This window comes from Streptomyces sp. NPDC031670, from assembly GCF_055580545.1.
Genome location: NZ_JBVILC010000015.1, coordinates 16292 through 37954 on the forward strand (window position 1 = coordinate 16292; position 21663 = coordinate 37954).

The 21663-nt window shown below is 72.8% G+C and carries 22 protein-coding genes; 15 read left to right on the plus strand and 7 right to left on the minus strand.

The window, feature by feature from the left end; translation table 11 throughout:
• Positions 1 to 42: 42 nt before the first annotated feature.
• On the plus strand, positions 43 to 1047 hold the full coding sequence (locus ACZ5ID_RS25660) for a helix-turn-helix transcriptional regulator (RefSeq protein WP_468902245.1): 1005 nt from the start codon (positions 43 to 45) through the stop codon (positions 1045 to 1047).
• Positions 1048 to 1150: 103 nt separating this feature from the next.
• A complete protein-coding gene (locus ACZ5ID_RS25665; RefSeq protein WP_468902247.1) occupies positions 1151 to 1675 on the plus strand; it encodes a DUF4240 domain-containing protein in 525 nt (174 codons plus the stop codon).
• Here the strand turns inward: ACZ5ID_RS25665 and ACZ5ID_RS25670 are convergent.
• Positions 1672 to 2751, minus strand: a complete 1080-nt coding sequence (locus tag ACZ5ID_RS25670; RefSeq protein WP_468902249.1) for a PP2C family protein-serine/threonine phosphatase — start codon at positions 2749 to 2751, stop codon at positions 1672 to 1674. The genes ACZ5ID_RS25665 and ACZ5ID_RS25670 overlap by 4 nt on opposite strands.
• Before the next feature lie 49 nt (positions 2752 to 2800).
• A complete protein-coding gene (locus tag ACZ5ID_RS25675) occupies positions 2801 to 3295 on the minus strand; it encodes a GNAT family N-acetyltransferase (protein WP_468902252.1) in 495 nt (164 codons plus the stop codon).
• 85 nt (positions 3296 to 3380) lie between these two features.
• Here ACZ5ID_RS25675 and ACZ5ID_RS25680 point away from each other — a divergent pair, with 85 nt between their 5' ends.
• Positions 3381 to 4268: a TIGR01777 family oxidoreductase gene (locus ACZ5ID_RS25680; protein ID WP_468902254.1), complete on the plus strand. Its 888-nt coding sequence runs from the start codon at positions 3381 to 3383 to the stop codon at positions 4266 to 4268.
• A gap of 275 nt (positions 4269 to 4543) precedes the next feature.
• On the plus strand, positions 4544 to 5896 hold the full coding sequence (locus ACZ5ID_RS25685) for an NAD(P)/FAD-dependent oxidoreductase (RefSeq protein WP_468902256.1): 1353 nt from the start codon (positions 4544 to 4546) through the stop codon (positions 5894 to 5896).
• Positions 5897 to 6115: 219 nt separating this feature from the next.
• Here the strand turns inward: ACZ5ID_RS25685 and ACZ5ID_RS25690 are convergent, their stop codons facing one another.
• Positions 6116 to 7582, minus strand: a complete 1467-nt coding sequence (locus ACZ5ID_RS25690; protein WP_468902259.1) for a regulator — start codon at positions 7580 to 7582, stop codon at positions 6116 to 6118.
• A 207-nt stretch (positions 7583 to 7789) separates the two neighbouring features.
• Between ACZ5ID_RS25690 and lipB the strand changes: the two genes are divergently transcribed.
• The 4 genes from lipB to ACZ5ID_RS25710 all read left to right on the plus strand — a co-directional run bounded on the left by lipB (position 7790) and on the right by ACZ5ID_RS25710 (position 10906).
• Positions 7790 to 8587 (plus strand): lipoyl(octanoyl) transferase LipB, encoded by a 798-nt coding sequence (gene lipB / locus ACZ5ID_RS25695; protein WP_468902262.1) that lies wholly within the window; start codon positions 7790 to 7792, stop codon positions 8585 to 8587.
• Positions 8588 to 8714: 127 nt separating this feature from the next.
• Positions 8715 to 9731, plus strand: coding sequence for a lipoyl synthase (gene lipA / locus ACZ5ID_RS25700; protein ID WP_468902265.1), 1017 nt, complete (start codon positions 8715 to 8717; stop codon positions 9729 to 9731).
• Positions 9732 to 9981: 250 nt separating this feature from the next.
• Positions 9982 to 10188: an SCO2195 family GlnR-regulated protein gene (locus ACZ5ID_RS25705; RefSeq protein ID WP_468902268.1), complete on the plus strand. Its 207-nt coding sequence runs from the start codon at positions 9982 to 9984 to the stop codon at positions 10186 to 10188.
• Positions 10189 to 10207: 19 nt separating this feature from the next.
• Positions 10208 to 10906, plus strand: a complete 699-nt coding sequence (locus tag ACZ5ID_RS25710) for a DUF4191 domain-containing protein (protein ID WP_389891864.1) — start codon at positions 10208 to 10210, stop codon at positions 10904 to 10906.
• A 117-nt stretch (positions 10907 to 11023) separates the two neighbouring features.
• Here the strand turns inward: ACZ5ID_RS25710 and ACZ5ID_RS25715 are convergent, their stop codons facing one another.
• Entirely contained in the window at positions 11024 to 11491 is a 468-nt protein-coding gene (locus ACZ5ID_RS25715) for an RDD family protein (RefSeq protein WP_468902272.1), read from the minus strand.
• Positions 11492 to 11733: 242 nt separating this feature from the next.
• Between ACZ5ID_RS25715 and glnA the strand changes: the two genes are divergently transcribed.
• Positions 11734 to 13143, plus strand: a complete 1410-nt coding sequence (glnA, locus tag ACZ5ID_RS25720) for a type I glutamate--ammonia ligase (RefSeq protein WP_406555492.1) — start codon at positions 11734 to 11736, stop codon at positions 13141 to 13143.
• A gap of 123 nt (positions 13144 to 13266) precedes the next feature.
• On the opposite strand, the gene ACZ5ID_RS25725 is transcribed toward glnA, so the two are convergent.
• Positions 13267 to 13809 (minus strand): NUDIX hydrolase, encoded by a 543-nt coding sequence (locus ACZ5ID_RS25725; RefSeq protein ID WP_468902277.1) that lies wholly within the window; start codon positions 13807 to 13809, stop codon positions 13267 to 13269.
• A gap of 185 nt (positions 13810 to 13994) precedes the next feature.
• Here ACZ5ID_RS25725 and ACZ5ID_RS25730 point away from each other — a divergent pair, with 185 nt between their 5' ends.
• Positions 13995 to 15260 (plus strand): phospholipase D-like domain-containing protein, encoded by a 1266-nt coding sequence (locus tag ACZ5ID_RS25730; RefSeq protein ID WP_468902280.1) that lies wholly within the window; start codon positions 13995 to 13997, stop codon positions 15258 to 15260.
• A gap of 241 nt (positions 15261 to 15501) precedes the next feature.
• Here the strand turns inward: ACZ5ID_RS25730 and ACZ5ID_RS25735 are convergent, their stop codons facing one another.
• On the minus strand, positions 15502 to 15783 hold the full coding sequence (locus tag ACZ5ID_RS25735) for a hypothetical protein (RefSeq protein WP_101388032.1): 282 nt from the start codon (positions 15781 to 15783) through the stop codon (positions 15502 to 15504).
• 127 nt (positions 15784 to 15910) lie between these two features.
• Here ACZ5ID_RS25735 and ACZ5ID_RS25740 point away from each other — a divergent pair, with 127 nt between their 5' ends.
• On the plus strand, positions 15911 to 16270 hold the full coding sequence (locus ACZ5ID_RS25740) for an arsenate reductase family protein (protein ID WP_406557147.1): 360 nt from the start codon (positions 15911 to 15913) through the stop codon (positions 16268 to 16270).
• 108 nt (positions 16271 to 16378) lie between these two features.
• Here the strand turns inward: ACZ5ID_RS25740 and ACZ5ID_RS25745 are convergent, their stop codons facing one another.
• Positions 16379 to 17314: a Gfo/Idh/MocA family protein gene (locus ACZ5ID_RS25745; RefSeq protein ID WP_468902285.1), complete on the minus strand. Its 936-nt coding sequence runs from the start codon at positions 17312 to 17314 to the stop codon at positions 16379 to 16381.
• A gap of 207 nt (positions 17315 to 17521) precedes the next feature.
• Here ACZ5ID_RS25745 and glnII point away from each other — a divergent pair, with 207 nt between their 5' ends.
• The 4 genes from glnII to ACZ5ID_RS25765 all read left to right on the plus strand — a co-directional run bounded on the left by glnII (position 17522) and on the right by ACZ5ID_RS25765 (position 21635).
• Positions 17522 to 18559: a glutamine synthetase gene (gene glnII, locus ACZ5ID_RS25750; RefSeq protein ID WP_468902288.1), complete on the plus strand. Its 1038-nt coding sequence runs from the start codon at positions 17522 to 17524 to the stop codon at positions 18557 to 18559.
• 358 nt (positions 18560 to 18917) lie between these two features.
• Positions 18918 to 19535: a winged helix-turn-helix domain-containing protein gene (locus ACZ5ID_RS25755; protein ID WP_468902293.1), complete on the plus strand. Its 618-nt coding sequence runs from the start codon at positions 18918 to 18920 to the stop codon at positions 19533 to 19535.
• 196 nt (positions 19536 to 19731) lie between these two features.
• The gene (locus ACZ5ID_RS25760) at positions 19732 to 21003 is read left to right on the plus strand and encodes a sensor histidine kinase (protein WP_468902296.1); all 1272 of its coding nucleotides are present in this window, start codon (positions 19732 to 19734) and stop codon (positions 21001 to 21003) included.
• Positions 20988 to 21635, plus strand: coding sequence for a response regulator transcription factor (locus tag ACZ5ID_RS25765; protein ID WP_468902297.1), 648 nt, complete (start codon positions 20988 to 20990; stop codon positions 21633 to 21635). The genes ACZ5ID_RS25760 and ACZ5ID_RS25765 overlap by 16 nt, the downstream gene beginning before the upstream one ends.
• The last annotated feature ends 28 nt before the right edge of the window (positions 21636 to 21663 follow it).

Below are 21663 nucleotides of genomic sequence, written 5' to 3' on the forward strand. Positions count from 1 at the left end.
CCGCCGCGCGGGTGCCCGTGGGGGCGCGGGCATCATTGCCTCATGCGTGCCGCCCGGCTCATCAAGATGGTCCTGCTCCTCCAGTCACGGCCCTCCATGTCCGCCGCCGAGCTGGCGCGCGAGCTGGAGGTCTCCGAGCGGACCGTCACCCGCGACGCGCAGGCGCTGGCCGAGGCGGGCGTCCCGGTGTACGCGGACCGGGGCCGGGCCGGGGGCTACCGGCTGGTCGGCGGGTACCGCACCCGCCTCACCGGGCTCGCCAGGGACGAGGCCGCCGCGCTGTTCCTGTCCGGGGTGCCGGCCGCGCTGCGGGACATGGGCCTGGAGGACGCGGCCTCGGCCGCCCGACTGAAGGTGTCGGCGGCCCTGCTCCCCTCGCTGCGGGACGCGCCCGCGAGCGCCGGGCGGCGCTTCCATCTGGACGCGCCCGCCTGGTGGCGGGAGCCGGGGACGCCCGGCCATCTGCCGGCCGTCGCCCGTGCCGTGTGGGCGGACCGGGCTCTGCGGGTGGTCTACCGGCGCCGCGACGGGGAGGCGGTCGAGCGCCGTCTGGAGCCGTACGGGCTCGTCCTGAAGGCCGGGGTCTGGTACGTGTGCGCCCGCGCCGACGGGGAGCGCCCGGGCTTCCGGGTGTACCGGCTGGACCGGTTCGACGAGGTGCGCGAGGGCGAGGAGGTGTTCGTCCGGGACGAGTCGTTCGACCTGGCGGGCTTCTGGGCCGAGCGCGCGGCCGGCTTCGCCCGGGCGATACTCCGGGAGACCGTGCTCGTGCGGGTGTCCGAGGCGGGCGCCGCCCGGCTGCCGCACGTCATGGGCGACCGGGAGCCGGTCCTCGCGGCCCTGGCGGCGGCCGGCGCTCCGGACGAGCGGGGCCGGACGACCGTGGTGCTGCCGGTGGAGTCGTACGACGTGGCGTTCGCCCAGCTGATGTCGCTCGGGCCGGAGGCGGAGGTGCTCGAACCGGCCGCGCTGCGGGGGCGGTTCGCCGCCGCGGCCCGTGCGATGGCCGGACTGTACGACCGCGTGCCGGACGGTCGGGGCGAGTGAGACGGGGCCCGTGGGGCCCGTGGGGCGATCGGTCCGCCCGAAGGGCTGATTTGTACGGCTCCGCGTGCGCGCCCACCCGCCAGCCACGATGCTGGACACCGTGATGGACGAGACGGAATTCTGGGAGCTCATCGACAGCACCCGCGAGGACGCCGAGGGCGACCCCGAGGACCACGCGGAGCTGCTGGTCGAGCGCCTGCTGCAACTCGACCCCGAATCCGTCCTGGACTTCGCCCGGCACTTCGAGGCCCGCTACAACCGCGCCTACGCCTGGGATCTGTGGGGCGCGGCGGCCGTACTGCTGGGCGGCGCCGGTGACGACGCCTTCGACTACTTCCGCTGCTGGCTCATCGGGCAGGGCCGCGAGGTGTTCGAGGGCGCCGTGCACGAGCCGGACCGGCTCGCCGAGCTCCTGGACGACTTCGACGAGGAGATCGACGGGGACGGCGAGGACCTCGGCTACGCGGCGGACGAGGCGTACGAGCAGCTCACCGGGGCCGTCACGCCCGATCTGGGTATCTCGCCCCAGCCCGCCGAGCCGGTGGGCACCGCGCTCGACCCGGAGGACGAGGGCGCCCTGGCGGAACGGTTCCCCCGGCTGTGGGAGCGGTTCGGCGGCTCGCTCTAGCCCGGGCGGTCCGTGGCCAGCGCCAGCAGTGCCACATCGTCCTTGGCCCGGCCCGCGTACCGCACGAGGTCGTCGCGTACCGCCTCGGTGAGCGTCGCCAGGCCGTCGCGCGGGGCCAGCGCCGCCAGCCGTTCGGCGAGCGGGTAGAAGACCCCGGCCCCGTCGCGCGCCTCGGTCACCCCGTCCGTGTACGCGAGGATCCGGTCCCCCTCCGCCAGCTCCACCCGCAGCTCGCGGGGCGGCGCGAGGCCCGCAAGCCCCAGGCCCAGCGGCGGCGCGGGCTCGGCGGCCAGCTCGGCGGCGCCGCGCCCGCGCAGCAGGAACGGCCGGGGGTGCCCGCAGCTGACCACCCGTACGACCCGCTCGCCGGGCGGGAACTCCAGCAGGAGCGCGGTGGCGAACAGCTCGCCCTGGCCGTCCGCTCCCGCGTCGGTCACCAGGCGCCGGTCGAGGCGTGCCGCGACGCCCGGCAGCGTGGGCTCGTCGAGGACCGCTTCGCGGAAGGCGCCGAGCAGCGCCGCCACCGTGCCGACCGCCGCCAGGCCGTGGCCCTGGACGTCCGCGATCACCGCCCGGACGCCGTGCGGGCCTTCGCGTACGTCGTAGAAGTCGCCGCCGACCAGGGTGCCGCTCTGGGCGGCCTGGTAGAGCCCGGCGCAGCGCACCGGGCCCACCGCGTCCGGCAGCGGCGGCAGCACCGCGAGCTGCGCGGCCTCCGCCACGGTACGGACGGTGACCAGCTGGTGTTCGCGGTGCTGACGCACCCGGGCCACCACGACGCTGAAGACCACGACGACCGCGAGGGTGAGGATGTCGCCGGGGTGCGGGTACCAGTCGCGGGTGTGCGGCAGCAGGACGCCGACGAAGGTGACGGTGGCCAGCACGACCGTGCCGAGCGGGCCGTAGGCGAAGGCGGCGAGCGGCGGCACGGCGGCCAGGAAGTATCCGAGCTCGACCCCGTTGGGGGTGGCGAGCTGGGCGGCCGTGATCGCGGCGAGGACCACCACCGGCAGCGCCCGCTGCCACAGGGGCCGGGGGGCGACCGGCAGCAGCCCGGACGCGTCCTCGACCGCCATGGGGAAGCTCCTCGTCCGCCGGATTTCTGCTGTTACCTCCTGTTCTACGTCACTCGGTGAGCGAGCGCCCCATCAGCACGTCGTCCACGTACTCCCCGTCCAGCAGGAACTCCCCGGGCAGCACGCCCTCGACCGTGAAGCCCTCCGAGGCGTAGAGGGCGCGGGCGGGGGCGTTGTGGCCCAGGACGCGCAGGGTCAGCCGGCGCGCGCCCTGGCGCCGGGACTCCTCGACGGCGGCGCGCAGCAGCGCGCGGGCCAGGCCCCGGCCCCGGGCGCCTTCGGAGACGGCCAGGCCCCGGATCTGGCGGACGTGGCCGTTGCACTCCAGGCCGGTGGGCGGGACCAGCCGCAGATATCCGGCCACCCGGCCGTCGAGCTCCGCCACCAGGTGGCACGCGGGCGGGTTCGCGGGGTCGAAGAACGGGGCGAACGGAGGCTGTGGCGGGGGCTGGACCGAGTGCAGCGGCGACCAGACCTCGCGGTCGATCTCGGTGAGGGCGGCTGCGTCAGCCAGACGGGCGGGACGTATGTACGGCACGGACATGGGGCAACTGTGCCATCGGGTACGGATGAGGAAGCATGGTTTTCGCCCCGGAGCGGGGCACCCTCCACCATCGGGAGAAGGCGGCATGCGGATCGCGATCACGGGCTCGACCGGGCTCATCGGCACGGCGCTGGGACGGTCGCTGCGGGCGGACGGACACGAGCTGGTCCGTCTGGTGCGGCGTCCGGCGCGGACCGGCGACGAGGTCGAGTGGGACCCGCGGCGCCAGTACGTGGACGCGGCGGGGCTCGCCGGGTGCGAGGCGGTGGTCCATCTCGCCGGCGCCGGGGTCGGGGACCACCGGTGGACCGAGGCGTACAAGAAGGAGATCCGCGACAGCCGGGTGCTCGGCACGGCCGCCCTCGCCGAGGCCCTGGCCTCGCTCGACCAACCGCCGAAGGTGCTGCTGTGCGGCACGGCGATCGGCTACTACGGCGATACGGGCACGCGCGCGGTGGACGAGGAGGCGCCGCCCGGCGACGGCTTCCTCGCGCGGGTGTGCGTGGAGTGGGAGGAGGCGGCGGCCCCGGCCCAGGAGGCGGGCATCCGTACGGTGTTCGCCCGCACCGGGCTGGTGGTCGCCCGCGAGGGCGGCGCCTGGGGCAGGCTCTTCCCGATCTTCAGGGCGGGGCTGGGCGGGCGGCTCGGCGACGGCCGCCAGTACTGGTCGTTCATCTCCCTGCACGACCACATCGCGGCCCTGCGGCACCTCCTGGACTCCCCCGGCCTGTCGGGCCCGGTGAACCTGACGGCCCCGGAGCCGGTCACCAACCGCGAGGTGACGGCGGCGATGGCCCGGGTGCTGCGCCGGCCGGCGCTCTTCCCGGTCCCGGCCCCGGCGATCCGGCTGGCCCTGGGCGAGTTCGCCCAGGACGTCCTGGGCAGTCAGCGGGTCCTGCCCCACCGGCTCCTGGAGTCGGGCTTCAGATTCGCGTTCCCGGGGATCGACGGGGCGATCAGGGCGGCCGGGTAGGCGCCGGGCAGGCGCGGGGCGGGACTCCGGCGGCCGTCGGCGGGGCGGGCTCCGCGTACCCGTCTCGCGTACCCGTCTCGCGGGCCTGTCTCGCGGGCCCGGTCGAAAGGACACCCGGCGCACGGGGTGCGCCGCCGTGCATCCGTGCCCGGTCGTGTGCGCGACCCGTGGAATCGACCGCGCTTTCTAGTCTCTCTCTCCGAACTCCTGCATTTCGTGAACCGGTTGGGGGCATGAGGCCTCCACCAAGCCGCGCCGACCTCAGGGAGGGGCACGTGCTCAGTACCGCACATCAGGCGGACGTCGTCATCGTGGGAGCCGGGCTCGCCGGCCTGTCAGCGGCTCACCAGCTGACCGGCGCGGGGGTCTCGGTCATGGTCCTGGAGGCCGCCGGGGAGGTGGGCGGGCGCATGTCCACCGAGCACCTCGACGGCTTCCGCCTCGACCGGATCGGCCAGTTGCTCTCCACCTCGTACCCGGAGCTGACGCGCACGCCCGGCCTGGACGGCCTGGCCGTGAGCGCGTTCGCGCCCGGGGTGCTCGTCCACAGCGCGGGCCGCCACTACCGGGCGGGCGTGCCGCGGAGCGCGCGGGGCGCACTCGCAACAGCGCGCGCCCTCGCAAGCGCCCCCAGGGGAGGCCCCCGGGGCGTGCCCAGGAGCACCGCGCGGGGCGCCGCCACCCCGCTGGGCGGCGCGCTCGACCAGGCCCGGCTGGGCGCCTCGCTCGCGCGCCTCGCCGCGACGCCGGTGGAGCGGCTGCTCGCCCGGCCCGAACTGCCCATCGGAACGGCCCTGCAGACCCGGGGGCTGCCCGCCCGCACCCTCGACGGGTTCGTACGCCCGCTGCTCTCCGCGCTGCTCTGCGACCCCGACCTCACCACCTCAAGCCGGTGCGCGGACCTCGCCCTGCGCGGCTTCGCGCGCGGCCGGCTGTGTGTGCCGTCGGGGGGCGCCTCGGCCCTGCCCGAGCTGCTCGCGGCGGCGCTGCCGCCCGGCACGGTCCGCAGCGGCGTCAAGGTCACCTCGGTCGCCACGACCGCGGTGACCACGGCCGACCACGGCGTGATCGGCTGCCGCTCGCTGCTGCTGGCCACCGACGCGCGCGCCGCCTCCGAGCTGCTGCCCGGGCTGCGGGTGCCGCCGTTCCACCCGGTGACGGTGGTGCACCACACCGCCCCCGCGTCCCCACTGGCCGAGCCGGCGCTGCTGCTGGACGCGGACGGGGGCGGGCCGGTGGCGCACACGGCGGTGATGAGCGAGGTCGATCCGGCGCGCGCGCCGCGCGGGCGGGCGCTCATCAGCTCCACCGTGCTCGGCCCGCCGCCGCCGGACCTGGAGGCCTCGGTCCTGGCCCACCTGGAACGGCTGTACGGCACGTCCACGACGGACTGGGAGCTGCTGGCCGTCCGCCACACCCCCGAGGCGGTCCCGGCCATGCCCGCACCCCACGACGTACGCCGCCCCGTGCGGCTGCTGGCGGGCCTGTACGTGTGCGGCGACCACCGGGACACCAGCACGGTCCAGGGGGCGCTGTACTCGGGCCGCAGGGCCGCGCACGCACTCCTGACCGACCTGGGCCTGCGCCCGGCAACCCCGGAGCCCACGACCATGAGGCCGGCGGCCTGAGCCCGATCGCCCACGGCGCCGCGGGCGGTGATGTCGCCCGCGGCCCGTGGGCGCCTGGCCACGCGGTTCCCCGCGCCCCTGGGCTTTTAGGGGCGCGGGGAACGGCGCGAGCAACCCACCACAACCCGCAGACAACCACGGCCCAAGGGGCGCGGGGAACTGCGCGACCAGCCCACCACCGCCCCGCACACGACCACCGGGCAGAACAGCCGGCGGCGCCTACCCGAGCGCGGCGACCCGGTCGCGATACGTCCGTACCGCCGCCGCGTCCCGATACGGCTCCAACCGCCGCTCGAAGTCCCGCACGTACTCGACCGCCCGGACCGACCGCATCTCACTCGCCTGCTGCGCCGCCTCCGCGGCGAGCGCGCACGCCTGGTCGAGCTCCCCGAGCCCGAGCCGGGCGCACGCCAGCACCACCCGGCAGAAGAGCCGGGACCGGGCGTACGCCGGGGCGCGCAACTGCAAGGAGCGCTCGGCGTGCTGCGCGGCGGCCCGGTACTGCTGGAGGTCGCGGTGGCAGTGCCCGAACTCGTCCGCCAGCTGCGCGTCGTCGAAGAACCGCGCCCAGTGCGGCACCTCGTCCCCCGGCCGCGCCGCCTCCATCGCCCGTTCCGCCCGTACCAGCGAGGCGGTGCACGCCCGGATCTCGCCGAGCACCCCGTGTCCGCGCGCCTCCACGGAGTGCAGCAGGGCCTGCACCACCGGCGGCGCCGAGGACCCGACGCCCTGCTGGGCGACCCGGGCCAGTTGCACCGCCTCCCGGCCGTGGCCGAGGTAGACGGCCTGGCGGCTCATGGTGACCAGCACATACGACCCGTACGCCCGGTCACCCGCCGCCTGCGCCAGACGCAGCGCCTGGACGAAGTACCGCTGCGCCAGCCCGTGCGCGGCGATGTCGTACGAGGTCCAGCCCGCCAGCCGGGTGAGGTCGGCAGCCGCCGCGAAGAGCCTGCGGCCGACGTTCTCGCCGTAGCTGCCGCGCAGCATCGGCTCGGCCTCGTGCTCCAGATACCGCACCAGGGCCTGTCGCGCGTGGCCGCCGCCGTAGGCGTGGTCCAGGGTGCGGAAGAGCTCCCCCACCGAGCGCAGGGCCGCGATGTCGCCGCTGGTCACCCGCTGTCCGGGGCCGCGCTCCGAGCCGCGCTGCCGGGGCACGGCGGGCCGGCCCTGGGTGGGGATGCGGGGGGCCGCCGCGGCCGTCTCGCCCGCGAAGCGCGGGGTGGGGTCGCCGTGGCTCACGCGTTCGTCGGCGCGTCCGATCAGCCAGTCCCGGCTGGGCACCACGAGCCCGGCCGGGGTGAAGGCGATCTTCCGGAGCTCGACGTGGCTGCCGGAGTCCTTGCGCCACAGACCGCTGACGATGTCGACGGCCTCCTCCGGGGTCGCCGCGAACTCCAGCCCGGCGTACACCGGCGCACAGGCGTCGAGCCCCAGGTCCTGGGCCGAGAGTCTGCGCCCCAGGCGCCGGGTGAACACTTCGGCGATCAGCGCGGGCGTGGTGCCGCGTGGCTGCTGCCCGCGCAGCCACCTGGTCACCGACGTCTTGTCGTACCGCAGATCCAGGCCGTGCTCCAGGCCTAGCTGGTCCACGCGGCGCGCGAGCCCCGCGTTGGAGAATCCTGCCTCCGCGATGAGCGCGGCGAGTTGTCGGTTGGGTGTGCGCTGCGCGGGTCGTTCCGTCATCAGCTGTGCGATCTCCTGCCTTCCGGGCCAAGCGGGCAGCCCTCATGGAACGGGGGGAATTTAGCGGCCAATAACGCCCTGACCGCCGCCTTCGCCCCGCATTCATCCGATCGTGTGAGGAGGTGCCGTTTCTGCCCGCCGCACGCTGCCGTCGAACGCGGTCGTACAGTGGCTGAGGCGGATGGATGCACTGGGTGAGGAGCCGGCGTGAACGAGCTGCGATTTGTCCGATTGGGTTTCGGTGACGACGCGGTCGAGTACCAGGAGGCCTGGGACGAGCAGCGGCGGGTGCACGCGGCCCGGTTCGCCGACGAGATCCCGGACACCTGTCTGCTCGTGGAGCACCCGCCGGTCTACACGGCGGGCCGGCGCACGGACCCCAGCGAGCGCCCCCTGGACGGGACGCCGGTGGTGGACGTGGACCGGGGCGGCAAGATCACCTGGCACGGCCCGGGGCAGCTCGTCGGCTACCCGATCCAGAAGCTGCCGCGCCCGGTGGACGTGGTCGCGCATGTGCGCCGCCTGGAGGAGGCCCTGATCCGTACGGCCGCCGACTTCGGTCTGGAGACCACCCGGGTCGAGGGCCGCAGCGGGGTGTGGGTGCTGGGCGACCCCGTCGAGCAGCGCCCCCGGCCGGGCGGCCTCTCTCTCGACTTCGACCCGCGGCTCACCGACGAGGAGTTCGACCCGCGGCTGAACGGCCCGGAGTACGCCCCCTCGAACGCGGGCCAGCGCCGCGAGGACCGTAAGCTCGCCGCGATCGGCATCCGCGTCGCCAAGGGTGTGACCATGCACGGCTTCGCGCTGAACGTGAACCCGGACAACACCTGGTTCGACCGGATCGTGCCGTGCGGCATCCGCGACGCGGGCGTGACCTCGCTCTCGTACGAACTGGGCCGCGAGATCACGATCGCCGACGTCCTGCCGGTCGCCGAGAAGCACCTCAAGGAAATCCTGGAGAACGCGGAGCCGGCGCCGCGGGAGATCGAGCGGGCTACCGCCTAGTACGCCGGGGCGCACCCGGGAAACGGGAATGCGCCCCTCTGGCCATGGGTTGGCCAGACGTAATGCCACGCAAATAACGGGCGTACCCTGGTGTCCGCCGAAGAATCGAAGTCATAGGGAGCACGTCGTGTCCGCAGTCGCACCCGACGGACGCAAGATGCTGCGCCTGGAGGTCCGGAACAGCCAGACCCCCATCGAGCGCAAGCCCGAGTGGATCAAGACCCGGGCGAAGATGGGCCCCGAGTACACCAAGATGCAGAGCCTGGTGAAGAGCGAGGGGCTGCACACGGTCTGCCAGGAGGCGGGCTGTCCCAACATCTTCGAGTGCTGGGAGGACCGCGAGGCGACCTTCCTCATCGGCGGCGACCAGTGCACCCGGCGTTGCGACTTCTGCCAGATCGACACCGGCAAGCCCGAGGCGCTCGACCGCGACGAGCCCCGCCGGGTGGGCGAGTCCGTGGTCACCATGGACCTGAACTACGCCACCATCACCGGCGTCGCCCGCGACGACCTGGCGGACGGCGGCGCCTGGCTGTACGCGGAGACCGTGCGCCAGATCCACGCGCAGACGGCGGACCGCGCCGACGGCCGCACCAAGGTCGAGCTGCTGGCCCCGGACTTCAACGCGGTGCCCGAGCAGCTGGCCGAGGTCTTCTCGTCCCGGCCCGAGGTCTTCGCGCACAACGTCGAGACCGTGCCGCGCATCTTCAAGCGCATCCGCCCCGGCTTCCGCTACGAGCGCTCGCTCGACGTCATCACCCAGGCGCGCGACTACGGCCTGGTGACCAAGTCGAACCTGATCCTCGGCATGGGCGAGACCCGCGAGGAGGTCAGCGAGGCGCTCCAGCACCTGCACGACGCCGGCTGCGAGCTGATCACCATCACGCAGTACCTGCGGCCGTCGGTGCGCCACCACCCCGTGGAGCGCTGGGTGAAGCCGCAGGAGTTCGTGGAGCTGAAGGAGGAGGCCGACGAGATCGGCTTCTCCGGTGTGATGTCGGGCCCGCTGGTCCGCTCCTCGTACCGGGCCGGCCGGCTCTTCCAGCAGGCGATGGAGCGGCGGGGCGCGAAGGCCGCGACGGAGGGCGCCGCCGTCGGCACCGCCGCCGAGACCACCGCTGAGGCCGCCCCCCTCGGCGTGTGAATTCGCGCACAAAGTATTACCGGCCGGTAATGGCCGATTCGACGCGGTTCCCGCACCCTTCGCAGGTAGGAGGGGCGCGGGGGCCGCGTCGCTGTTTCTCCGGCGCGCGTCAAGGTTTCATTGCCGTTTGACCGTCCGGACACGCCCTGGTAACACCAGTCAGTGACGCTGTCTTCACGCACCGCGCACGCTCCCCGTGTGTGCGCCCGCGTGCACGCCCCGCTGCTTGTCCTGTCCTAGGGAGGACCCCATGACGCAGTCCGCGACGACCGTACGCGCCACCGCGCTCCCGTCCGTCACCGACGCGCTGCGTGCCATGGAGTCCGTCCTGCTGGCCGCCGGCCAGCGCACGGCCCGCCGCAACGCCTGGACGGCGGTCCTGGAGGACCGCCGCCGCGCCAAGGACCGGACCGAGGCCCAGCACGTACTGGAGGCCGTGGCTAGCCGTCGGCCCTGAGCCACGTAAACTTCGGTTCATGGCGAGGAAGGAAATCGCAGACACTACTGCGAACACCGGGCGACTGAAGCAGATCGCCCTCACGTACAAGATGACCCGCAAGGCCGACTCCAAGGTCGGTCTCGTCGTCGCGGCAGTGGGAATCGTCACCTTCGGCGTCTTCCTCGCGCTCGGGTTCCTGATCGGTCACCCCATCTACCTGGGCATTCTCGGCTTCCTGCTGGCCTTCCTCGCCATGGCGATCGTCTTCGGACGCCGTGCCGAGCGCGCTGCCTTCGGGCAGATGGAAGGACAGCCGGGGGCCGCGGCGGCGGTGCTCCAGAACATCGGCCGCGGCTGGACGACGACCCCGGCGGTGGCGATGAACCGCAGCCAGGACGTCGTGCACCGGGCGGTCGGCAGGGCCGGCATCGTGCTGGTGGCCGAGGGCAACCCGAACCGGGTGAAGTCGCTGCTGGCGGCCGAGAAGAAGAAGATGGCGCGGATCGTGGTGGACGTCCCCGTCCACGACGTGATGGTCGGCGACGGAGAGGGCCAGGTGCCCTTGAAGAAGCTCCGCACCACCCTGCTCAAGCTCCCGCGCGTCCTGGCGGGGCCGCAGGTCACCGCGGCCAACGACCGGCTGCGGGCGATGGGCGACCTCATGAGCAACATGCCGCTTCCCAAGGGGCCGATGCCCAAGGGGATGCGGATGCCGCGCGGCGGGAAGGCGCGCTGACCCTCCGCCCAGGCGGACGGGAAGGGGCCCGGCGGAACCGAGAGGTTCCGCCAGGCCCCTTCCTTTTACCGTTCTCTTCCCCTGTGGCCCTCTGCCCTCTGCCCTCTGCGCCCTCTGCTAGATCCGGACCTGGACCGCTCGCGAGAGGCGGTCGTGGAGGCCGCGGCCGTCCCGGTCCCAGACCAGGGCGGGGATCGCCAGGCACAGCAGCACACTGCGCAGCAGGGCCCGGGGGAAGCTCAGCCGCCCGCCGCCCTCCGCGATCAGACGCAGACCCAGGAGGCGCTTGCCGGGCGTGGAGCCGACCGTGCCGACGGTCAGGATGCTCATCACCAGGAAGACGACGAGCGCCCAGTTGTTGGTGAGGTGGAGCTGACGGTGAGCGAGCAGCCCGTATGCGATCAGGGCGCTCACCGCCCAGTCGATGAAGATGGCGCCGAAGCGCCGGCCCAGGGGGGCGATGGCGCCCGGCCCCTCCTGCGGCAGACCGAGCTGCTCGCCCCGGTAACCGAAGTCGACGCCCATCTCCTCGGCCGCCGCCTTGGGCCCGGAGAGCCACGATCCGATTGCTTGCCTGTTGTCCACGCTTCCACGGTACCGGCCGGGGTACGCGACCCGGCCCCCGGGATGGCCCAGAGGCCCGGGTATATCCGATTTGTACGGGTCTTGATGTGACCTCGGCCCGAGCCCCGGTTAACTTGGGCGAAACAAACGGGTCACGCTTGAGAAATCCCGCCTGCCTATGGTCGGGTCCAGCGTGTGCCACCGCACTGGCCGCACCACGAGCTACAACCCCGTCTCCCCCGGACGGGAGTAGGAGGAGTTGGATGTTCCAGAACGCCGACGACGCCAAGAAGTACATCGCCGACAACGACGTCAAGATGGTCGACGTCCGGTTCTGCGATCTTCCCGGCGTGATGCAGCACTTCACGATCCCGGCGACGGCGTTCGACCCGGCCGAGGAGCTGGCGTTCGACGGCTCGTCGATCCGCGGCTTCCAGGCCATCCACGAGTCCGACATGGCGCTCCGCGCCGACCTGTCGACCGCGCGCCTGGACCCGTTCCGCCGCGACAAGACGCTGAACATCAACTTCTTCATCCACGACCCGATCACGGGCGAGCAGTACAGCCGCGACCCGCGCAACATCGCCAAGAAGGCCGAGGCCTACCTCGCGTCGACCGGCATCGCGGACACGGCGTACTTCGGCCCCGAGGCCGAGTTCTACGTCTTCGACAACGTCCGTTTCCAGACGTCGGCGAACGAGAGCTTCTACCACATCGACTCCGAGGCCGGCGCCTGGAACACCGGGTCCACGGAGAACAACCGCGGCTACAAGGTCCGCTACAAGGGCGGCTACTTCCCGGCCCCGCCGGTGGACCACTTCGCCGACCTGCGGGCCGAGATCTCCCTGGAGCTGGAGAAGTCCGGCCTCCAGGTCGAGCGCCAGCACCACGAGGTGGGCACGGCCGGCCAGGCGGAGATCAACTACAAGTTCAACACGCTGCTGGCCGCGGCCGACGACCTGATGCTCTTCAAGTACATCGTGAAGAACGTCGCCTGGCGCAACGGCAAGACCGCGACCTTCATGCCGAAGCCGATCTTCGGCGACAACGGCTCGGGCATGCACGTCCACCAGTCCCTGTGGACCGGCGGCGAGCCGCTCTTCTACGACGAGCAGGGCTACGCGGGCCTGTCGGACACCGCCCGCTACTACATCGGCGGCATCCTCAAGCACGCCCCGTCGCTGCTGGCCTTCACCAACCCGACGGTGAACTCCTACCACCGCCTGGTCCCCGGCTTCGAGGCCCCGGTCAACCTGGTGTACTCGCAGCGCAACCGCTCCGCCGCGATGCGCATCCCGATCACGGGCTCGAACCCGAAGGCCAAGCGCGTCGAGTTCCGCGCCCCGGACCCGTCCTCGAACCCGTACCTCGCCTTCTCGGCGCTGCTCCTCGCGGGCCTGGACGGCATCAAGAACAAGATCGAGCCGGCCGAGCCGATCGACAAGGACCTCTACGAGCTCGCCCCCGAGGAGCACGCGGGCGTCCCCCAGGTCCCGACCTCCCTCCCGGCGGTGCTGGAGGCCCTGGAGGCCGACAACGAGTACCTCCAGGCGGGCGGCGTCTTCACGTCCGACCTGATCGAGACGTGGATCGACTACAAGCGCACGGCGGAGATCGCCCCGATCCAGCTGCGCCCGCACCCGCACGAGTTCGAGCTGTACTTCGACATCTAAGAACAACGTGGTTGGACGGCCGGGGCCGGGCCCCGGCCGTCCGGCACGCACATGAGGGCCGCCGTTCCCCGTGGATGGCGGCCCTCACGCGTACCCGGAACATCGGATACGTGAAGCCCTCCGCTAGCCGAGAGCCTTCGTTGCCTCGTCCATCAGCAGGTAGAGCAGGCCGACCAGGCTGCCACTGCTGACGATCTCCCGGCGGTCGATCATTCCCCGGATCTCCGAGATCGGGATCCATTCGATCCGGTCCGACTCGTTCAGTTCTGTCGGCGGGCCCGCGTATGTGGCGCCGTCGGCGCGGAAGACGTGGTGCTCGGAGTCGGTGATGCCGTTCGCGGGCTGCGCGTAGACGAGGGGCTTCATGGCCTCGACCCGCCAGCCGGTCTCCTCCTCCACCTCACGAGCCGCGGCCCGCTCCGGTGTCTCCTCCGCCTCGATGAGACCCATGGGAAGCTCCCAGCCCCAGGTGTCGGTGATGAACCGGTGGCGCCACATCATCAGAACCCGTTTGCGGTCGTCGACCACGGCCGCCACCGCCAGGTGCCGCATACGGACGACGTGGTGCTCCCAGCGGCGGCCGTCGGGCTGCTGGACGTCCACGAGCCACAGATTGACCCAGGGGTTGTCATAGATCTGCCGTTCGCCATGGACGGTCCACCGCATGACCCGACTCCCCTTCGCCGCCGATCCGGATTCCAGGATGCACCCCCGGGAACAGTCCTGACGCACCGCGCGGGCACCGCGCGCCGTCGATCGTGAACTCGACCTCCCCGCCCTCCCCTTGGCAAGATCAGGCCCCCGGCCACCCCCACCCCCGTCGGGCCGGTCACCTCCGAGAGGAACCCCCCTTGCCCTCGCGCCCCGCCCTCCGCACCGCCGCCCTCGCCGCCGCCCTCCTCGCCTCCGTCCTCCCCACTCGGGCCGGCTCCGCCACCGCCGCCGACGTTCCCCTCAAGACCGAGGCCGTCTTCAACAACCCCCTCGGGACCGCCGCCGAGCAGCAGGCCGTCGTCGCGCGGCAGGTGGAGCTCGTCGGCGGGGCGCCCGCGGGGGCGCGGATACGGCTCGCCATGTTCTACGCCGACGATCCGGCCCTGCCGGACGCGCTGGTCGCCGCTCATCGGCGGGGCGTCGAGGTGCAGGCGGTCTTCGACGAGAAGGCCGTGGGCATGGCCCCGTACAGGAGTCTGCTGGCCGAGCTCGGTGGGGACACCGCCAAGGCCTCGTGGGTGATGAGCTGCGGGGCCGGGCGCGGGTGTGTGGGGACGCGGGCGCTCGGGAGCGTCGACGCCATCAACCACAACAAGTTCCTGCTGCTGTCGGAGACCGGGGGCACCGCGCACGTCGTCGTGCAGTCCTCCGCCAACCTCCACGCCGGCCGCGACGGCACCAAGGGGTGGAACAACGCCCTGGTGCTGGTGGGGAACGAGGGGATCTACTCCGCCTACGACGGGTACTTCGACGACCTCAGGGCCCGGCGCGCCAACAACGACTACTACAGCACCGGGCGGCCCCCGGTCGCCTCCGGCAACGCCAAGGCGCACTTCTATCCGCGCGCCGAGAGCAACGGCTCGCCCTACGACGACCCGTCCGAGGACACCGTCGCCACGGTGCTGGACAACGTGAGGTGCTTCGGGAACTCCACGTACGGCACGAGCGACAACCACCGCACCCGCATCCGGGTCGGCATGACCATCTTCAGCCGGCCCTACCTCGCCGAGCGGCTCGCCGAGCTCGACGCCCAGGGGTGCTACGTGGAGGTGTCCGAGACGTACAACCCGGACAGCGCGCTGGAGAAGCAGTCGCTGGAGACGCTGCTGAAGAAGACGTCCAGTGTGTACGGCGGCGTCATCACCAAGTACTACTGCCAGTCCGACTCCACCTGGATCCACGACAAGTACCTGCTGGTGGAGGGGAACTACTACAACACCCCGGACCGCAAGGTGCTGTGGACCGGCAGCCACAACTGGAGCGGGAACTCGCTGCGGCAGAGCGACGAGACGATGCTCCAGCTGGAGGACGGCGGCGTCTTCGACTCCTACGTCGCCAACTTCAACAAGCTGCGCGCCGCCACCACCCACCAGCCCGCCAACGGCGCCCCGGCCTCCTGCTGAGGCCCTCGGCGGGGAGTGGGGGGGGGGGGGGTGGGCGGGGGGGGGGGGGGGACAACCCCACATGCCTCCAAAGGACATCAACAGAACACCCCCCACCCCCTCTTCTCCCCTTTGTCGCCAACTCCACCACCCTGCGCCCCCCCCCCCCCCACCACCCCACCCATTGCACCCCGCCCTCCTCCGACTACCCCAGCCTGGGATCCCCCCCCCCCCCCCCCCCCCCCCCCCCCCACCCGCACCGTCAGCGGCCCGAGCGGATCAGGGCCCGGACCATCCGGCACGTCGTGTCCGACGGCGGGTGCACACCGATCAGCTCCGCCGTGCTCCGTATCTTGCGGTTGGGCGCGTGCTCGGGCTGGTAGACCCCCGTGTCGAGCAGCGCGATGGCCAGGCGCATCGCCTTGAGGCGCCTGTTGTGCGTCTCGTACCACACCCGCGGGCGTCCGGCGGGCAGCGGCACCTTCTTCAGGGACATCAGGGACAGCTGTTGCGGGGCGCGCGACGTCAGTACGGCAGCGGCCATGGGCATCCTCCTGGGCTGTCGGGAACCCTCACGAACTGCCTCAATTTTACTGCCCACCACTGACAATCGCCGCTGGTCGGACGGTCTTTGACCAGGTCACAGGCGTACCGGCGGTACCGTGTCCCCCATGGAGATCTGGATCAACCCCGCCTGTTCCAAGTGCCGCAGCGCGGTCGACCTGCTGGACGCCGAGGGCGCCTCGTACACCGTCCGCCGCTACCTCGACGACGTGCCCTCCGAGGACGAGATCCGGGCCGTGCTCGACCGGCTCGGCCTGGAGCCGTGGGACATCACGCGCACCCAGGAGGCCGAGGCGAAGGAGCTCGGGCTCAAGGAGTGGCCGCGCGAGGACGCCTCCCGCGGGCGCTGGATCGCCGCGCTCGCCGCGCACCCGAAGCTCATCCAGCGCCCGATCATCACGGCGGACGACGGCACGGCGGTGGTGGGCCGCACCGAGGAAGCGGTACGGGACGCGCTCTCGCGGTGACCCCTTGTCTCGCGTACCGCCCTTTGCCCCCACTGGCGGTGACGTCCTCTTGCGCTGACGCCCCGGGGCCGGGCGCGCCCGGCCCCCGTCAGCGCGCGGCCCGGCCCCTCACGCCTCGCCCAGCTGCCGTTCCGCCCGCGCCAGCACCTCGCTCACCCGCGCCCCGAACCCCGCGTCGCACGGGTGCGGCACCCCGCCGCGTACCGCTTGCAGCAGCGCGTCCAGCGCCGCCGCGAACCCCTCCTCCGCACCGCCCCAGTCCGGCAGCCGCTCCACGCCCCGCTCGCCCAGGAGTTCCACGCCAAGACCCGCCACGGCCTCGGGCGCGCCGAAGCCCAGCGTCACCGTGGCGGAGGCGCCCGAGGCGTGGCGCAGGACCAGATGGACGGTGTCCTCGGGGCCGGGCGCGGCCGTCACCCGTGTCACCTCGCCGAGCACCGGCAGCAGCACCGACAGGACGTGCGGGCCGACGTCCCACAGCGCGCCCTTCTCCCGGCGCCAGGGCGAGGCCGCGTACGGGCTCGGGGAGGCGCCGGGGGTGAAGAGCGAGCCGAGCCAGTGCGCGTGCGCGGTGAACCAGCCGTCCGCCGCGGCCCGCTGGTCGATCCAGCCGGCCGTGGCCGGGGCGAAGCGCAGGGTGAAGAAGACCACGGAGGCGACCCCGGCGCGCCCGGCCGCCTCCGCGACCTCGCGCGCCCGGTCCGCGTCGGTGGCGACCGGCTTGTCGAGCAGCAGATGGCAGCCGGCCCCGGCGGCCCGTACGGCCAGGGGCGCCTGGACGTCCGGTGGCAGCGCGAAGGCGACCGCGTCGCACGCCGCGAACAGCTCGTCCACGTCCTCGTACACGGGAACGGAGTGCGCGGCGGCCAGTTCGGCCGCGGCTTGCGGGCGGCGGCCCCAGATCCCGGCGAACTCGACGTCCGGGTGCGCGGCGAGCGCGGGCGCGTGGGTGGCGACGGCCCAGGGACCGGTGCCGAGGAGGCCGACACGCAGGGGTGCGGGGCGGGTGGTGGGGGCGGATGCGGCGCCCGATACGTCGGTCATACCGAGCAGTGTGCTCGCCGGTCGCGCAGGAAACCCTCGGGTTTACGGACGAAACCCGGGTAACACCGGGTTCACATGCGGGCAACGGACGGGAAATCCCGGGATGTGAGGCTGCCCCCAGCAGCCCCGGACGCCCCGCACGGCGCCGACGGCCCCGCCGCACCGCGGCTCCCGCACCACCAGCAGCTCCCGCAAAGGATGGCTTCCGTGACGTTCAAGGCTGAGTACATCTGGATCGACGGCACCGAGCCGACCGCCAAGCTCCGCTCGAAGACCAAGATCATAGCGGGTGTGCCGGACGGCGCCGAGCTGCCGGTGTGGGGCTTCGACGGCTCCTCCACCAACCAGGCCGAGGGCCACGCCTCCGACCGGGTCCTGAAGCCGGTCTTCTCCTGCCCGGACCCGATCCGCGGCGGCGACAACCTGCTGGTCCTGTGCGAGGTCCTGGACATCGACGGCACGCCGCACGCCTCCAACACGCGCGCTCTGCTGCGGCCGGTCGCCGAGCGGTTCGCCGCGCAGGAGCCGATCTTCGGCATCGAGCAGGAGTACACGTTCTTCGACGGCGCCCGCCCGCTGGGCTTCCCGGTCGGCGGCTTCCCGGCCGCGCAGGGCGGCTACTACTGCGGTGTCGGCGCCGACGAGATCTTCGGCCGCGAGATCGTCGAGAAGCACCTCGACCACTGCCTCGCCGCGGGCCTCAGCATCTCCGGCATCAACGCCGAGGTCATGCCGGGCCAGTGGGAGTTCCAGGTCGGTCCGGTCGGTCCGCTGGAGGTCTCCGACCAGCTGTGGATCGCGCGCTGGCTGCTCTACCGCACGGCCGAGGAGTTCAACGTCTCGGCGACGCTGGACCCGAAGCCGGTGAAGGGCGACTGGAACGGCGCGGGCGCGCACACCAACTTCTCCACCAAGGCGATGCGTGAAGGCGACCAGGGCTGGGGCGCGATCATCACCGCGTGCGAGTCGCTCGGTGAGGGCTCCAAGCCGATGGACCACGTCAAGAACTACGGCGCCGGCATCGACGACCGCCTGACCGGTCTGCACGAGACCGCCCCGTGGAACGAGTACTCCTACGGCGTCTCGGACCGCGGCGCCTCGGTGCGCATCCCGTGGCAGGTCGAGGTGGACAAGAAGGGCTACATCGAGGACCGCCGCCCCAACGCGAACGTCGACCCGTACGTGGTGACCCGGCTGATCGTCGAGACCTGCTGCACCGGCCTGGAGAAGGCCGGCCAGGTCTGAGCCGAACGACGTGCCTCCGAGGGCGCCCCCGCACACGCGGCGGGCGCCCTCCGGGCTTTGCGGCAGGGCGAGTTCCGGCCATCGTGCGGCCGAGTTCCGTACCGGTGTGGGGGACGACACTGCTCGCCGCCGGGGGCATCTGGTTCAATGTGCACATGGCCAGCCATCCGAACCCCGCGACAGGTCGCAGTGACCTGGAGCCGTTCTGGCCGTCCCGTCAGCACCACGACTTCGACCGGGTGTGTTGCCGCGCGACGAACGCGCCGGCCCTCTAAAGCCTCCCCCTCACCGAAGGCCTTCGGCCCGCGCGCGACGACGTACGTCCCCCGACGACTCCGCGCGAAAGAGCTGACCTCTCATGGCGAACGCCCCTGTTTTCTCCACCTCCGCCGCGACCGCCGCCCGCCCCTCCCCCGTCCCGCCGGGACGCCACCGGCTCCGTGCCGTCGACCGCGACGAAGTGGCCGCCACCGGCACGGTCGCCGACTTCCTTCCGCCGGGCGCCACTTGGCTGCCCGCGCCCCCGCACACCCTGCCCGTGCTGCCCGGCCGGCCGCCGATGGTCGGCTATCTGGTGCTCCTCCCGGCCGACCAGCAGCCGCCGCCGGCCGCCACCGCGCCCACCGCAGCGGCCGTTCCCGTCCCGGCCCCGGCCCCGGCCCGGGAGCCGGGCGCCGATCCGGCGACCGAGGGCGACGCGCCCGTACGTATCGACACCGCCCGCCGCACCGCCGAGGTCGACGGGCGCCCGCTCGACCTCACGTACCTCGAATTCGAGCTGCTGGCCCATCTGGTGGCGAACCCCCAGCGGGTGCACACCCGCGACCAGTTGGTGACCACGGTGTGGGGGTACGGCCACGTCGGCGACGGCCGGACCGTGGACGTCCACATCGCCCGGCTGCGCCGCAAGCTGGGCGCCCCGCACCGCCACGCGATCCAGACGGTCCGGCGGGTGGGGTACAAGTACGCCCCCTGATCCGCCGCCCTCGGGTCCGTCCCCGGACCGCCCCGGCCCCTCCCGCCCCGCGACCGGCGCGGGAGGGCAGGATACGAGGCCGGGGGGTGGTGCCAGGTACACCCCGGCCGGGGGGACCGGCCCCGTGACCGCGCCCGTGCGGCGCGGCCAGACTGGGTCCGCAGACACGCGGGGCCCACGAAGGGGGACGAGGACGATGGTCACACGTATACGGGCGGGGCTGGTCGCCGGCGGCAGGGGGTTCGGTCTGTCGACCAGCGCCATGGCCGTCGGGATCTTCCTGTTCACCCTGGCCGTCGTGTCGATCGCCCTGATCCCGGTCGGCGTCGGGGTGTTCACCACCCCGGCCGTGCTCGACGCGGTACGGGTGTACGCCAACCGGCGCCGCTCCCTCGCCCGGGAGTGGCTGGGGATCGAGATCGCCGTGCCCTACCGGGCCCTCCCCCGCGAGCGGGCCGGGGTGATCGGTGCGGCCGAGCGGTGCCGGCTGCTCCTGAGGGACCCGGCGACCTGGCGCGACCTGGAGTGGCTGTTCGTCGACATGACGGCCGGCAGCCTCGTCGCCGCCCTGGCGCCGGCGCTGCTCCTCTACAGCGTGTGGGGCACGGTGCTCGCGGCAGGCGTCTGGAAGCCGATCGACGAGGCGGGCGGCGGTCTGTGGTTCACCTTCCTCCACGTCACCTCGCAGTCCACGGCCGTCCTCGCGGCGCTCCTCGGCATCGCGTACACCGTCCTCGGTCTGTTCGTGAACCCGGCACTGATCCGGGCCAACTTCGCGATGTCCCGGTCGCTGCTCTCCCCCACCCGGGAGCAGGCGCTCGCCCTGCGGGTGGAGCGCCTGACCGAGACCCGGCACGACGCCGTGGACACCTCGGCCGCCGAACTGCGCCGTATCGAGCGCGATCTCCACGACGGGGCGCAGGCACGGCTCGTCGCGGTGGGCATGAGCCTGGGGACCGTCGAGGCGCTGATCGAGAAGGACCCGGCGCGGGCCAAGGCGCTGCTCGCCAGGGCGCGCGAGTCGTCCGCCGAGGCGCTGACGGAGCTGCGCGACCTGGTCCGGGGCATCCACCCGCCGGTGCTGGCCGAGCGCGGTCTGGGGGACGCGGTGCGCGCGCTGGCGCTGCGCCTGCCGGTGCCGGTCGAGGTCGACGTCCAACTGCCGGCCGGGCGCGCCGACGCCCCGGTCGAGTCGGCCGCGTACTTCGCGGTGAGCGAGGCCCTCACCAACGCGGTCAAGCACGCCGAGGCGGACCGCATCTGGGTCGACCTGTCGTACTCGTACGAGAGCGGGACGCTGCGCATCACCGTCACCGACGACGGGCACGGCGGGGCGCGGGTGGGCGGCGGGTCCGGGCTGAGCGGTCTGGAGCGGCGACTGGGTACATTCGACGGCGTCCTGGCCGTCAGCAGTCCCGTGGGCGGCCCCACCATGGTGACCATGGAGATTCCTTGCGCGTTGTCCTAGCCGAAGATCTCTTCCTGCTCCGCGACGGGCTCGTACGGCTTCTGGAGGCGTACGACTTCGAGATAATCGCGGCGGTCGAGAGCGGGCCCGAACTGACCAGGGCGCTGGCCGAGTCGGAGCCGGACGTGGCGATCGTCGACGTACGGCTGCCGCCCACCCACACCGACGAGGGCCTCCAGTGCGCCCTGGCCGCGCGCCGGGCCCGGCCGGGGCTGCCGGTGCTCGTGCTGTCCCAGCACGTGGAGCAGTTGTACGCGCGCGAGCTGCTGGCCGACGGGAACGGCGGGATCGGCTATCTGCTGAAGGACCGTGTCTTCGACGCGGAGCAGTTCGTGGACGCGGTGCGGCGGGTGGCGGGCGGTGGCACCGCGATGGATCCCCAGGTGATCTCGCAGCTCCTCTCGCGCCGGGCGCGGGAGTCGCCGGTGGGCCAGCTCACCCCGCGTGAGCTGGAGGTCATGGAGCTGATGGCCCAGGGGCGGTCCAACGCGGCGATCGCGCAGCAGCTGGTGGTGACGGAGCGGGCGATCGCCAAGCACACGTCCAACATCTTCGCGAAGCTGGGGCTGCCGGTGTCCGACGACGACAACCGGCGGGTGCTGGCCGTGCTGGCCTATCTGGAGCGCGGCTGATCGCGGGCTGTCCGGCCCCCTCCACGCG